This is a genomic window from Amycolatopsis decaplanina DSM 44594, assembly GCF_000342005.1.
Classification (GTDB): Bacteria; Actinomycetota; Actinomycetes; order Mycobacteriales; family Pseudonocardiaceae; genus Amycolatopsis; species Amycolatopsis decaplanina.
In genome coordinates, this window is the sequence record NZ_AOHO01000065.1 from 74134 (window position 1) to 87150 (window position 13017).

14 protein-coding genes are annotated in these 13017 nt (G+C 67.1%); 10 read left to right on the top strand and 4 right to left on the bottom strand.

Going from position 1 to position 13017, the window contains the following annotated elements; genetic code table 11:
- Positions 1 to 19 precede the first annotated feature (19 nt).
- Positions 20 to 730, top strand: a complete 711-nt coding sequence (gene aztA, locus H074_RS24250) for a zinc ABC transporter ATP-binding protein AztA (protein WP_007032708.1) — start codon at positions 20 to 22, stop codon at positions 728 to 730.
- Here the strand turns inward: aztA and H074_RS24255 are convergent, their stop codons facing one another.
- A complete protein-coding gene (locus H074_RS24255) occupies positions 731 to 1327 on the bottom strand; it encodes a TetR/AcrR family transcriptional regulator (protein ID WP_007032709.1) in 597 nt (198 codons plus the stop codon). It abuts the gene before it with no gap.
- Positions 1328 to 1416: 89 nt separating this feature from the next.
- Here H074_RS24255 and H074_RS24260 point away from each other — a divergent pair, with 89 nt between their 5' ends.
- Positions 1417 to 1878: a nuclear transport factor 2 family protein gene (locus tag H074_RS24260; RefSeq protein WP_007032710.1), complete on the top strand. Its 462-nt coding sequence runs from the start codon at positions 1417 to 1419 to the stop codon at positions 1876 to 1878.
- A gap of 17 nt (positions 1879 to 1895) precedes the next feature.
- On the opposite strand, the gene H074_RS24265 is transcribed toward H074_RS24260, so the two are convergent.
- Positions 1896 to 2579, bottom strand: coding sequence for a class I SAM-dependent methyltransferase (locus tag H074_RS24265; protein ID WP_007032711.1), 684 nt, complete (start codon positions 2577 to 2579; stop codon positions 1896 to 1898).
- A gap of 53 nt (positions 2580 to 2632) precedes the next feature.
- On the opposite strand from H074_RS24265, the gene H074_RS24270 reads away from it, so the two are divergent.
- The 4 genes from H074_RS24270 (at position 2633) to H074_RS24285 (ending at position 6542) form a co-directional block, all read left to right on the top strand.
- The gene (locus H074_RS24270; RefSeq protein WP_007032712.1) at positions 2633 to 3673 is read left to right on the top strand and encodes a DUF2891 domain-containing protein; all 1041 of its coding nucleotides are present in this window, start codon (positions 2633 to 2635) and stop codon (positions 3671 to 3673) included.
- Positions 3674 to 3689: 16 nt separating this feature from the next.
- Positions 3690 to 4073, top strand: coding sequence for a hypothetical protein (locus H074_RS41295; RefSeq protein ID WP_039923270.1), 384 nt, complete (start codon positions 3690 to 3692; stop codon positions 4071 to 4073).
- A 464-nt stretch (positions 4074 to 4537) separates the two neighbouring features.
- Positions 4538 to 4939: a hypothetical protein gene (locus H074_RS24280; protein ID WP_235096862.1), complete on the top strand. Its 402-nt coding sequence runs from the start codon at positions 4538 to 4540 to the stop codon at positions 4937 to 4939.
- Between the two features lie 127 nt (positions 4940 to 5066).
- Positions 5067 to 6542, top strand: a complete 1476-nt coding sequence (locus H074_RS24285; protein ID WP_235096863.1) for a trypsin-like serine protease — start codon at positions 5067 to 5069, stop codon at positions 6540 to 6542.
- 82 nt (positions 6543 to 6624) lie between these two features.
- Here the strand turns inward: H074_RS24285 and H074_RS24290 are convergent, their stop codons facing one another.
- Complete coding sequence (locus H074_RS24290; RefSeq protein WP_007032716.1) at positions 6625 to 7113, bottom strand: hypothetical protein; 489 nt, start codon at positions 7111 to 7113, stop codon at positions 6625 to 6627.
- 303 nt (positions 7114 to 7416) lie between these two features.
- Here H074_RS24290 and H074_RS24295 point away from each other — a divergent pair, with 303 nt between their 5' ends.
- Complete coding sequence (locus H074_RS24295; RefSeq protein WP_007032717.1) at positions 7417 to 7668, top strand: hypothetical protein; 252 nt, start codon at positions 7417 to 7419, stop codon at positions 7666 to 7668.
- On the opposite strand, the gene H074_RS24300 is transcribed toward H074_RS24295, so the two are convergent.
- Positions 7640 to 9100: an aldehyde dehydrogenase gene (locus H074_RS24300; RefSeq protein ID WP_007032718.1), complete on the bottom strand. Its 1461-nt coding sequence runs from the start codon at positions 9098 to 9100 to the stop codon at positions 7640 to 7642. The genes H074_RS24295 and H074_RS24300 overlap by 29 nt on opposite strands.
- A 77-nt stretch (positions 9101 to 9177) precedes the next feature.
- On the opposite strand from H074_RS24300, the gene H074_RS24305 reads away from it, so the two are divergent.
- The 3 genes from H074_RS24305 to ligA all read left to right on the top strand — a co-directional run bounded on the left by H074_RS24305 (position 9178) and on the right by ligA (position 12992).
- Positions 9178 to 9714: a TetR/AcrR family transcriptional regulator gene (locus tag H074_RS24305; protein WP_083920490.1), complete on the top strand. Its 537-nt coding sequence runs from the start codon at positions 9178 to 9180 to the stop codon at positions 9712 to 9714.
- A gap of 134 nt (positions 9715 to 9848) precedes the next feature.
- Complete coding sequence (locus tag H074_RS24310; RefSeq protein WP_039923273.1) at positions 9849 to 10946, top strand: calcium:cation antiporter; 1098 nt, start codon at positions 9849 to 9851, stop codon at positions 10944 to 10946.
- A 54-nt stretch (positions 10947 to 11000) separates the two neighbouring features.
- On the top strand, positions 11001 to 12992 hold the full coding sequence (ligA, locus tag H074_RS24315) for an NAD-dependent DNA ligase LigA (RefSeq protein WP_007032721.1): 1992 nt from the start codon (positions 11001 to 11003) through the stop codon (positions 12990 to 12992).
- Positions 12993 to 13017 lie beyond the last annotated feature (25 nt).

A 13017-nucleotide genomic window follows, 5' to 3' on the forward strand; every position in this document is an offset into this window, starting at 1 on the left:
ATTATCTGAAAGAGGTGGGATGACTCCGGACACAACGGCACTCACGATCGACCGCGCGCACGCCCACTACGGCTCCCGCGAAGTGCTGCACGGGATCACCGCCCGGATACCTTCGGCGCGGCTCACCGCGATCGCCGGCGCGAACGGTGCGGGCAAGTCGTCGCTGCTCAACCTCGTCGCGGGTGTGCTGCCGCCGACCACCGGTTCGGTGACCCGCCGGGACCAGGGGCGCGTCGCCTACGTGACCCAGCAGAGCGAGGTGTCCCTGTCGCTGCCGATCACCGTGCGCGCCACCGTCACGATGGGGCGCTGGGCGCACCGCGGCCACTGGCGACGACTGTCCAGGATGGACCGGAAGATCGTCGGGGAATGCCTGGAGTTGCTGCAGATCACGTCGATCGCGGACCGGCTGATCGGCACACTCTCCGGCGGGCAGCGCCAACGGGCACTGGTGGCACAGGGACTGGCTCAGCGAGCAGGACTGCTGCTGCTCGACGAACCATCGGCCGGTCTCGATCTGCACGCCCGCGGCCTGATCGACGAAGCCTTGCGCGTCGCGCTCGCCGAAGGAACGACGGTCATGCGCGTCACGCACGACCTCGAGGTGGCAGGCCGGGCCGATCACTGTCTGCTGCTGCAGGACGGCCGCCTCGCCGGTGAAGGCCCACCGGCTTCTGTGCTGACCTCGGAACGCGTGGCGGATGCCTGGGGCCTGCCGGCCCGCATTTAGTCACCTACTTGCGAGCCCAAGGTCGGAAGAGACGTGGCAGCGGAGCAGCGCCGAGACCGCCTCGCGGGCCTGCCGGGCAGGCTCCGCGTCGCCGCTGATGCCCGCCGTCACGATGGCCCCTTCGGCGAGCAGATAGACCGGTTCGGTCACCGACAACCCGGTGGCCCGCACCCAGGTCTCGATCTGCTTGTGGAACGCCCGTTTGTGCGCCCGCACTTCGGCCAGCACCGCCTCGGATGAAGAGCCGAATTCGCCATGGGCGTTGATCCAGGCGCAGCCGCGGAACCCGGGTTCGGCGAACCATCCGGCGAGCCAGTCGAAGATCGACAGCACCCGCTCACGAGGATCCGCGACCTGTTCCACATGAGCGGCCAGGCTCCCTCTCCAGCGAAGATCACGACGTTTGAGCATCGCCACCACGAGATCTTCCTTGGCTTCGAAGAACCGGTAGATCCGCTTCAGCGAGAGGCCGGACGCCGCGCGCACCTGGTCCATGCCGACCGCCTGGATGCCGTTTTCGTAGAAGAGTTTCTCGGCGGCATCGAGCAGGACCTCGCGATCCAAGCGGTTCTGCTCGTCGGTGACGGCGGCCGGCATCGGGACTCCCTTGACGTTGAGAACGATCGTTCCCTATCGTAGGCGCCAGATATGGAGAACGAACGTTCTCAACCCGAGGAGGTTCGACGATGCCGGAAGATCGCCCGCCCTACCCGCCGTTCACCCGTGAGACGGCGCTGCGGAAGGTCCAAGCGGCAGAAGATGCCTGGAACACCCGCGATCCCCGCCGGGTGGCGTCGGCGTACACGCCGGACTCGGTATGGCGGAACCGGGACACGTTCGTCCGCGGCCGAGCGGAGATCGTCACGTTCCTGACCGGGAAGTGGGAGCGTGAACTGGACTACGCGCTGCGGAAGAACCTCTGGGCGTTCACGGAGAACCGGATCGCCGTCCGGTTCCAGTACGAATGGCACGACCAGGCCGGACAGTGGTGGCGCAGCCACGGCAACGAACTGTGGGAGTTCGACGAGCACGGTCTCATGAGCCGTCGTGAGGCGAGCATCAACGACGTCGCCATCCCCGAGACCGAGCGGCGCATCCACGGCCCGCGACCGAAGGAGGAACACGGAGCCGACATCCCACTCCGGTGAGACGGGACCACCGCGGTTCAGTCCACGATCGCGGAGATCTCCCACAATCCCAGGGACTTGTCGGCGTAGGCGCCGTCCTCCTCGGTGCACCCCTCGACCAGCACCGCCAGCGGCTCCGGGTACCCGAACGGTTCCCGGCACAGGTTCAAGGGCCGCCAGTCGCCGGTCACGATGTCGGTGTTGGTGCCCAGTTCGGTGAAAGTCGTGGTCAGCAGGTACCGGGAACCGCTCCTCCGGAGGTTGCGCAACGCCCGCTCGATGTCGGCGAAACTCAGATGCACCAGGCAATCCCGGCACAGCACGAGATCGGCCGATGGCAGCGGATCGCCGGTCAGATCGAGCACCCGGAACTCATGAACCGGATCGTCCCGGAACCGCTCGGCGTTCATCTCGATCAGATCGGGAACGATGTCGGCACCGATGTACCGGTCGAGGTCGAGATCCACCTCACTGAGCCAGCCATAGTCCCCGCACGGCAGGTCGAGGAGGGTGCGCACCCCGAAGCGATCGAGGAGAGCCGGTAACCGGTCGCTCAGTTCCCGCGTCTGGACCGGTTCGGAACCGGGCCCGGAGACCGACGAGGAACTCCACAACCGGGATCGGAAGATGTAGGTGAAACGATCCTGGGTCCCCATGCTTTCCAGCTCTTCGGCGACCCGCCGGAAGTTACGCTGCGCTGTGGTGATCGGTCGTTCGTACACCCTTGCATCGTAGATCGATCCGAGCACTCTCACGAGAGACCGGGAGCGGGCCGATGACCGAATGGGATTTCGAACGAGGCAGGCTGCTGAAGGCGAGCGCAGACGCTCTGGCCAGGACAGCGCTGGCGAATGTCGTGCGCGAGTATCCGCACCACGAGAGTCATTGGCATCTCGAAGGCGTGCCCATCCTCTCTCCTCGACTGTCGCACCCGTGCTTCTACGGCAGTTTCGACTGGCATTCCTGCGTGGAGATGTTCTGGGTGCTCGTGCGCCTGCTCCGCCGGCACGCCGAACTCGTGCCGGCCGCGGAGATCCGCGAGTGCCTCGACGAACATCTGACCGCCGAGGCACTCGCGGGCGAGGTCGCCTTCTTCGCTCCCGAGGAACACCGCACCACCCAACGCCCCTACGGCTGGTCGGCGCTGCTGGAACTCACCTTCGAAACCGCCACCTGGGACGATCCGGACGCCGCGCGCTGGGCATCGGTGTTGCAAAAGTTGAGCGCGGTCTTCGTGACCCGCTACCTCGACTGGCTGCCGCGGGCCACTTACCCGATCCGGTACGGGGTGCACGACAACAGTGCGTTCGGTTTGTCCCGCGCCCTGCCGTACGCGGGCCACCTCGCCGACCAAGGCGATTCGCGGCTGCACCGGCTCATCACCGAGACCGCCTGGCGTTGGTTCGGGTCCGACCGCGACTACCCCGGCGCCTGGGAACCGTCCGGCGCCGATTTCCTGTCCCCCGCCCTCGCCGAAGCCGAACTCATATCCAGGCTGGTGCCCGCGACCGGATTCGCCGGGTGGCTGGAGGGTTTTCTACCCGGCCTCGCGGAACGGAAACCCGCGACCCTCTTCACCCCGGCGACCGTGGCCGACACCTCCGACGGACAGATGGCCCATCTGCACGGCCTCAATCTGCACCGAGCCTGGTGCTGGCACCGGCTCGCGCTCGCCCTTCCCGACGATGACGACCGGATCCCCGCCCTACTCGAAACCGCGCACGCTCATACCCATGCCTCACTCGCACAGACCACCGGCGGCGCCTACATGGTCGAACACTTCCTGGCCTATTACGCACTGCTCCTGCTCGACTGAGTCGACGATGACCTGCTTGATACCGCACATCACCCTCGGCACCGAACGCCGGCTTCTCGAGGCCATGCTCGACCGCAACCGGGCCGAACGGATCTTGTTCCATCACGTCCTCGGCGGCCTTCCGGAGAACGAGTGCGACGCCAGTTTCGTCGTCGGCGACGCCAGCCTTCGCTTCGTCTACTTGCTCCTGATCGAGGACTTCGCACGTCACGCCTGCCAGGACGAGCGCCACGCCCAGCGCTCAGGCCCTCGCTCTGCCGTGCAGCCTCCACGCCACGCGCGAGGCCGACGCCTGACCCGCCAAATCATGTTCGGAGCGTGTCCACCCGTTCAGCGCAGTCACTCGCTGTTGGTAAGCCGAGTGAGGCGACAAAGGGCAACCAAACGCCTGATCGAGTGAACTCTCCGTGAGTACGAATGCTCGAATCTCGTCGCATTTGGCGGAAGATCGATCGTACCCGGCGGTTGCGATCAGCATTTTTCATGATGCGAAAGCAGCGAGTGCGCATGCGGCGACGTGTTACTCCACCTGCGGAGATCGCTGTTGCCACACATCTCGCGGCGACCTGGCACGACGTCGAACAAAGCAAGGCGTCGGGCTGTCGAGCCCTCTCGACGGCACTGGTCCGTTCGGCCGCACCCACTACTTTTAGTAGTTTCCGGGGTCACCCAGACCGTTGAGCGACGCGTGCATACCGTTCAGCGCGACACACGCAGTACTACTGAACGGTCACAGTCCGCTTTCGCCAAGATGGCTTCAGTCGCACCGGTCAAGAACCGGTAGCGCACGTGTGGCCTCCTGCTGTCACAGGAGGCCACACGGATGTCCATTCGCCCGCTCGCTAGAACAAGGACAGGACAGTCGTGACCTTACAGCCTGATAATGCGAAGACACCAGACAACGATCCGCCCCGACGGGTCAAAGTCGTCATCGAGCACGTCGAAAAACCGGCTCGGCGCATTGCGACCTCCGCGGAAATGATCCGCGCGGCGCGGCCGCTCCTGAGGACACCGGGACGCCACCGCAAAGTGCAGACCCGCGACAGCTGGCTTTGCCTGGCGATGACGGTTCTCGCCGGCTGGGCCCCGACACTGCGCATGTGCCTCCTGCTGACGATCGGCGGCGGAATCGTCGTCGGCGTCGTCAGGATCAGCACACCGGAAGTCGGAGTGTCGGCAGGGACCAGCATTGGTCTCCTGACTCTCTTCGGTGCCTGGATCGTCAAAGCCCGCCAAGGAAAACAGCGTCGGGAGCCGAGTCTGTAGCCCGAGTTCCGCCCCGTGCCCGCCGCATCGCGGGTGCGGGGCGCTCTGGCATTGTCGGAAAATCTCCCCACCCGTCCGGTGTCCTCCGGTTAAATGATCGCGAAGTCCCGACATGTGAGGAGATCTCGTGCGGAGAGCTAGAAGACTGGGGGCCCTGGCCGTTTCGGTGCTGGCAGCGACCACAGCACTGGGCAGTCCGGCGTCGGCTGACACCGTACAGTCGTTCCACACCTCGCTCGACCCCGCTTCGGTAGCGGAGTCGGTGCGATATCTGGTCGAGAACTACCAGGTCGACGAGCAGGAGGCGCTGCGCCGTCTGGAATTGCAGACCGACGGCGTCAAGCTGGACGAGCTGCTGCGACGCGATCGCGGCGCCGAGTACGGCGGCATGTGGCTCGACCAGGACAAAGGTCAGCTGGTCGTGGCGATGACCAAGCCCTCGGCGGCCGAGCCGTATCTGAGGGCGATGCCCGTCCGTTCCGATGTTCGCACGCACCAGGTCCAGCACTCGTTGCAGCAGCTCACGGCGGCGAAGGAACGCGTCGCGGCCAAGGTCGGCGCGGGCCCGGAAGCGGTCTACCTGCCGTCGGTGAGCGAGTCCGAAAACCGCGTCGTGCTTTGGGAACGCGATTGGGTGGCGCGGGAGAAAGCGGCCGTGCGCGCCGCCGGCGACGTCGTAGCCGCCGAAACGAACACCGCTCGCAATGCCGCGGCGGCGGAATCCGGCATGGTCGTCTCGCGCGTACTGAAGAACCCGAACGCGCTGTCCACGCCGAACGTGGATCTGGGTTTCTGTCATCCGCTCTACTGCACGAACTACGGCCCGATGCGCGGCGGCATCCGGCTGGACATGAAGCGGGACGACGGCACCTGGGGCGGCTGCACCAGTGGCTTCAACCTGCGGTCCACCGGTGGTGGTTTCCCCGGCAAGGGCTGGGTTCTCACCGCGGGGCACTGCATGCGGACGAAGACCAACAACACGCCGACTCAGCACAACGGCAACGACGTGCTGCAGCAGCACGGCATCGAGAAGAGCTCGTACCCGTACGACTACGCGGCCCTGCCGTATGTCAACGACGCGGCGTCGACGAAGTGGCTCGAAAGCCAGACCGGCCGCAACCGGGTGCTGAAGTACTGCCGCAACGGTGGCATGGACAGCAACGCTGACACTCCGTGCGGCGCGCAGGCCACCTCGGTCGACGAGTACATCACCGGCGCCCGCAAGCTCGCCGAGATCAAGGCCGGGTATGTCGTCTGTGCCTCCGGGACGGCGTCGAGCGCGGTGAACTACCCCGATTCCGTGGACAGCGGCGCGGGCGCCGGCTACCTCGTCGGGACCCGCTGCGGCCGTGTCCTCTCCACGGACGTCGGCATCAACACCGACCTCTGCGCCCGTCCGGGCGACAGCGGCGGACCACTGTTCAGCCAGGCCGACCACGCGGCTCTGGGCATCCTGATCGGCAACCAGCAGTCCCGGTCGGGCCCCTGCCAGGCCGGTGAACTGAACAACTACGCGCCGATCGAGACGATCACCACCGATCTCAGCGAGCGGATCGCCGGCCAGGGATCCAAGTTCGCCGTGATCACGACTCCGAACGGCTGATCTCACCAGTACGTGATGGCCCCCTTCATTGCGCCTAGCGCAATGAAGGGGGCCATCACGTACTTTCGGCGACTCGGGTCGGTCACGTGGTCAGCAAGGGACCTTCGTACCGCAACGCGTCGCCCTCGCCGTACACCCGGACCGTCAACTCCGGCGGCTCCCACGGCGCGAACACTTCGTCGATCGTCTGGGGCACGGGACCCAGGTCCACGTCCACGGCGAAGGTGTGCGCCACGATCGCGGCCTGGACGACGACGCCTTCCGCGTCGGCTACCTCCAGGCGGCACACCCCGGTGTCGATCGCTCCGAGCACGCCCGGCCGCCTGCTCCACACCGCGAACCCGCGTTCGCTCGTGTCGTTCCCGTACCCGCCGCTCATGATGTTGAACAGCGTGCGCTCTCCCTCCCGGAAGATGCATTCCGCCTCGACACCCGAATCGTTGTAGGCCAGCATCCGCCCGTTCGCGGTGCTCGTCCCGATCCGGGCCCCGGCGTGCCACCCCGCGTGCGACACAGCCTCTGCCGACCCCGCGACCTCGGCGGACCGGTAAAGCTCACTGAGGGTCGTCAACTCCGCTATCCATCGCGTGGTTTCTTCGTCACTTGCTGGGGCCACTACGCGTGTGCCCTCCTCCCTGACTGTCCACAATGGTCATCTCCGAGGCTGACACGCACGGATGTCGATCACATCGGGGTTTTCCCGGAGATCGCTCCGGCCCACTGCACGGTTCGGTGCAACCCACGTCAGGTGGCTAGGCAGCGCCTAGGCCGAGTAGCGCAATCTGTCAGGTTTCCCGTCATGGGTGTTTTCGTCGCCCGTCGGAGTGTCGCCGGGGCAAACCCGGCGACACTCCGACGCAGAGGGGTACGGCTGATGACCGCGCAGCGCACGATCGAGGACGAGATCGGCGAAATCGGTGTCTGGCTGATGGGCGAATTCGGTGGTCGCGTGCCCGCGGCCGTGATCAGCCGGGTGCTCAACGCGAGCAAGCGCGACCTCGAAGGCCGCATCGACCCGGAGGAACTGGGCGAGATGTTCCACACCCTCTGCCGGTTCCGGCTTCAGCGGATCGTGGCCGCGGACCAGCGGATCACCGTCAAGATTCCCGGAACTCGCCTCGCGTGATGGTCTTGAGCTCCACGTACTGGGCGAGGCCCGCGGCACCGTATTCACGGCCGATTCCACTGGCTTTGTAGCCACCGAAGGGACCGTCGAAGCCGATCGGCGCCCCGTTGACGGTGACGGTCCCGGTGCGCATCAGCCGTGCGACGGCGAGCGCGCGGTCCTCGTCGGCCGACCAGACACCACCGGAGAGCCCGTACTCCGAGTCGTTGGCGATGCGGACCGCGTCGTCCTCGTCCTCATAGGGAATGACGACCAGCACCGGCCCGAAGATCTCCTCCCGGGCGATACGCATCGTGCTGTCGGCGTCGGCGAACAATGTCGGCGTGACGTAGTTGCCCTTCTCCAGGCCTGCCGGGACTTCCGAGCCTCCGGTGACGAGCCGCGCGCCCTCGGCGACACCGATCTCGATGTAGTCGCGCACACGCTGCTGCTGACCGGGCCGCACCATCGGGCCGATGAAGGTCTTCTCGTCGGCCGGATCACCGACCACGAGCGATTCCATCATCTCCTCGAGTCCGGCGACGACCTCGGCGTACCGGCCACGTGGCGCGAGGATCCGCGTCTGCGCGATGCACGCTTCGCCGTTGTTGAGCAGCGATCCGAACTTCAGCCCGGCGATCACGTCCTCCATGACGGCGTCGGGCAGGATCACGGCCGCGGATTTGCCGCCCAATTCCAGGCTGACCCGCTTCAGCCGCTCCCCCGCCAGTGATGCGATCCGGCGGCCGGCCGCGGTCGAACCCGTGAACGCGATCTTGTCGACCCCGGGGTGTTTCACCAGGTACTCACTGGTCTTCCGGTCCGCGGGCAGCACGCTGATCACCCCGGACGGCAGCCCGGCCTCCGCCAGCATGTCCGCGAGCAGGCTCATGCTGAGCGAGTTCTCCGGCGAGACCTTGAGGACGACCGTGTTCCCCGCGAGCAGCGCCGGGATGATCTTGGCCATCGACGCCGAGAACGGTGAGTTCCACGGAATGATCGCGGCGACCACCCCGATCGGCTCCCGGCGCACGATCGAACGGAACGGCGCCGAGGGATCCGAGGGCGTGAGCGTCTCTTCCCACCCGAATTCCTCCGCCGCCTTCAGATACGAGACGGCGAGGCGTCCCACCCCGGGCTGCCCGGCCCGCGTGAACCAGAGGGCCGAACCGTTCTCGGCCGAGATCAGCCTGGCGATCTCGTCCGCGCGAGCCTCTCGCAGCGCGTTCAGCCGCCGGAGCACCGCGATTCGCTCCTCCGGCGGGGTCCTTGGCCACTGTCCTTCGTCGAAGGCGGCCCTGGCGGCGGAGACAGCACGGTCGACGTCCGCGGGGAGAGCTTGGACGACCCGCCCCAGAACCGACTGGTCATGCGGGGACACGATGTCCAGTCGTGTCGGATCGCTTGGCGTCGCCCATGCGCCTCCGATGAAGAGCTTGTCGTTCGTGATCACCGTTCCGCCTCTCTAACTGCCACAGTAGTGTGGTACTTATGGCAGTTAACGACACATCAGCGTGATACATTCCCGAAATGAGAGCTGATGCGGCACGCAATCTCGAAGCCGTCCTGGCCACGGGCGCGCGGATGCTCGCTCATGACCCGTCGGCCGCCATCAGTGCGATCGCCGCCGAAGCCGGAGTCGACAGGCGCACCGTCTATCGGCGCTTCGCCTCTCGCGAAGAACTCTTGGCCGCCATCTACGACTCCCGGCTGACCGCGGTCGAAGAGGTCGTCCGCGCTGCCCGGCTCACCGAGACGGCGGTCCCCGTGGCATTGCACCGCTACGTCGAAGGCATCATCGAGGTCAACCGCGCATGGCCGGTCGAACTGACCCGGATGCGCGCCGAACCTTCCATCCAGGACCGTCGGGGGCGAATCTCCGCAGAGGTGGACACGTTCCTCCAGCGGGCCACCGACGAGGGATTCCTCCGCGCGGACGTCCCGGACGGCTGGGCGAGCCGTCTGCTGATCCAGCTCCTCCACCTCGCCTCCCGGGAGGACATGGACTCCCCGCGCGCCGCCGATCTGCTCGTCGAGACCTTCCTGCGTGGAGTCGGCGCCCGCTAGCGCCCGCACCGTCCTTGCTTTTCGAAGGGGCGCGATCACGCCTTTCTTCCTGAGCAGGCCGATCACCACGACCTTCGTCACCCTGCGCCCCTCATGGAGCGGCGACGTCACGCAGAGTGTGCGAAGGTGACGGCATGGCCGCTTCGCGCAGACGATTTCCCGTGTCCTGGACCACCGTCATGCCGGTCCTCGCCATAGTCGTGCTGGCGCTCAGCTGGGGTCGCGATCTGGGCCCCGTGCCGGTGATCGTAGTCGCGCTCGCGCTCGGCGGGACCGTGCTGGCCGCGGTGCACCACGCCGAGGTGGTCGCGCATCGCGTCGGGGAACCCTTCGGCTCGCTGGTGCTGGCGATCGCGGTCACGGTCATCGAAGTCGCGCTGATCGTGACGATGATGTCCTCCGGCGGCCCCGAGGCCGGGACGCTGGCGCGCGACACTGTGTTCGCCGCCGTGATGATCACCATGAACGGTATCGCCGGCATTTCGCTCATGGTCGGCGCCCGTCGCTACGGCGAGACGCACTTCAACCCGGAAGGCAGTGGCGGCGCCCTCGCCACCGTGGCGACTCTCGCCTCCGTCAGCCTCGTGCTGCCGACGTTCACCACCAGCACCCCCGGCCCGGCGTTCAACGGCACACAGCTCACCTTCGCGGCGGTCGCCTCGCTTCTGCTCTACGGCCTTTTCGTGCTCACACAGACCGTCCGCCACCGCGACTTCTTCCTGCCTGTCGACAGCGAGGGCTCCGTCAAGGAGGAGGAACACGCCGAACCGCCGACCGGCAAGGCCGCGCTGACCAGTCTCGGACTGCTGCTGGTCGCGCTGGTCGCCGTCGTCGGCCTGGCGAAGGTCGAATCACCCGCGATCGAAGCTGGGGTCAGCGCGGCGGGCTTCCCGCAGTCGTTCGTCGGCGTCGTGATCGCCATGCTGGTGCTGCTGCCGGAAACCCTGGCCGCGACACGGGCCGCACGGCGCGACCGGATGCAGACCAGCCTGAACCTCGCCTACGGTTCGGCGATCGCGAGCATCGGGCTCACGATCCCGACCATCGCGCTGGCGTCGATCTGGCTGGACGGGCCGTTGCTGCTGGGCCTCGGCGCGACCCACATCGTGCTGCTGGCACTGACGATCGCGGTCAGCGTGCTCACCGTCGTCCCCGGCCGCGCGACCCGGCTGCAGGGCGGGGTGCACCTGGTCCTGCTCGCCTCGTTCCTGGTGCTCGCCGTCAATCCGTGACACGAGTCCTGTTCGGACGGTGTTCTGTCGGTGGTCCCGGGTAACCTCTGCGCCGTGAACGCTCGGGACCGCATCCAAGAACTCGCCGATCAGATCGTCGTCCTTCGCGACGCCTATTACCGGGGCTCGCCGAAGGTGGCCGACGCCGACTACGACGCGATCGAAGACGAATTGCGCGGGCTCATCGAGGCGAACCCCGAACTGACCCCGGACCCGAACCCGCTCGACCAGGTCGGCGCGCCCGCCGTCCTGCACGCGCCCATCCGGCACTCGCGCCCGATGCTGTCGCTGGAGAAGGCGACCAAACCGGAGCAGGTCGCGGCGTTCTTCACCCGGTTCCCCGGCCAGCCGGTGGTCGTCATGCCGAAGCTCGACGGCCTGTCACTGGCCCTGGTCTACGAGAACGGACGATTCGCGAGGGCGGTCACCCGCGGCGACGGGACCACGGGCGACGACGTGACCATGCTGGTCCGGGCATTGACCGACGGCGTCCCGGACAAGGTCGACGCGCCCGGCCGGGTCGAGGTCCGCGGCGAGGCGGTCATGCTGCGCTCCACTTTCGCCGCCTACAACAAGGTCCACCCGGACAAGCCGCTGATCAACCCGCGCAACGCCGCAGCCGGGACCCTGCGCGCCAAGGATCCGGCCACCGTCGCCGAGCGGCGCCTCCAGTTCTTCGCCTTCGACCTCTCCACCGAACCCGAAAGCGCCGAAACCGATCTCGAAGGCGCGCTCCGGACGCTCGGGTTCGCCGCCGCCGACATGCGGCACTGCGACGACGCCGAGTCGGCGCAGGCCGTCATCACGACCATCGAGCAACAGCGCAACGATCTCGACTACGACCTCGACGGTGCCGTGCTGCGTCTGGCGGATCGCGACGCCTACGCCGCCGCCGGAACCAGGTCCAGTTCACCTCGTGGGGCGCTGGCCTTCAAGTTCGCCGCCGAAGAGAAGACCACCGTGCTCGCCGATGTCGTGTGGGATGTCGGCAAGACCGGCAAGATCGCTCCCGTCGCGTGGCTCGAGCCGGTGTTCGTCGGCGGGACCACCGTCACCAGGGCGACGCTGGCCAACCAGGAGGTCATCCGGGCCCGCGGGATCAAGATCGGCGACACCGTGCTGGTGCGCCGCGCCGGCGACGTGATCCCGTTCGTGGCGGGTGTCCTCGACGCCGCCAAGCGCACCGGTGAGGAGCGGGAGATCGTGCCGCCGTCGGTGTGCCCGTCGTGCGAAGAACCGTTGACCGAACAGGGCAACAGCCGGGAACTGTTCTGCACCAACGTCGCCTGCCCCGCCCAGACCGTCCGGCGGCTGATCCACTGGGCGTCACGTGCGGCCGCGGACATCGACGCGATCGGCGGGGTCTGGATCGAGCGGCTCGCCGAGGCCGGGATCCTCGAACACCCTTCGGACTTCTACCGGCTCACCAAGGAACAGCTGCTGGAGTTCGACCGCATCGGCGACATCTCAGCAACCCGCATGATCGAGTCGATCGACGCGAGCCGGGCCGTCGGTCTGCGCCGGGCGTTGATCGGCCTGGCGATTCCCATGGCGTCCGAGGGCACCGCCGCGCGACTGTGCAGGGCGGGGTTCGGTTCGCTCGAAGCCGTCGCCGACGCCGGCGAAGAAGGTCTCGTCGCCGTGGAGGACATCGGCCCGAAGGTCGCCGCGTCCCTGATCGAACACCTCACCCGGCTGCGTCCCGAACTCGAGCGGCTCCGGGAAGCCGGAGTCTCGCTGGATGTACGCGAAGAAGACCTCCCGCCGGTCGTCGCGGCCGGCGCGCCGCTGGAAGGCAAGACGGTCGTGGTCACCGGGGCGATCAGCGACCCCCGCTCCGGCGAGAAGGTGCCACGCCCGACCTTCCAGCGGCTGTGCGAAAGGGCGGGCGCGACCATCGCGTCGTCGGTCTCGGCGAACACGGATCTGCTGATCACTGGTGCCGACGTCGGGGCGAGCAAGCTCACCAAGGCCGAGAAGCTGGAAGTCGAGGTCGTGGACCAGGGCGTGATCTGGGGGCAATTGATCGAAGCGGGTGTCGTCTAGCCTTGGGTCTCGTGAGTGGTAAGGA

What these genes read in the sequence shown, in the direction of transcription:
- aztA (WP_007032708.1), top strand. Translation starts at nt 20, where the DNA reads ATGACTCCGGACACAACGGCACTCACGATCGACCGCGCGCACGCCCAC.
- H074_RS24255 (WP_007032709.1), bottom strand. Translation starts at nt 1,327, where the DNA reads ATGCCGGCCGCCGTCACCGACGAGCAGAACCGCTTGGATCGCGAGGTC.
- H074_RS24260 (WP_007032710.1), top strand. Translation starts at nt 1,417, where the DNA reads ATGCCGGAAGATCGCCCGCCCTACCCGCCGTTCACCCGTGAGACGGCG.
- H074_RS24270 (WP_007032712.1), top strand. Translation starts at nt 2,633, where the DNA reads ATGACCGAATGGGATTTCGAACGAGGCAGGCTGCTGAAGGCGAGCGCA.
- H074_RS24295 (WP_007032717.1), top strand. Translation starts at nt 7,417, where the DNA reads ATGACCGCGCAGCGCACGATCGAGGACGAGATCGGCGAAATCGGTGTC.
- H074_RS24305 (WP_083920490.1), top strand. Translation starts at nt 9,178, where the DNA reads ATGAGAGCTGATGCGGCACGCAATCTCGAAGCCGTCCTGGCCACGGGC.
- H074_RS24310 (WP_039923273.1), top strand. Translation starts at nt 9,849, where the DNA reads ATGGCCGCTTCGCGCAGACGATTTCCCGTGTCCTGGACCACCGTCATG.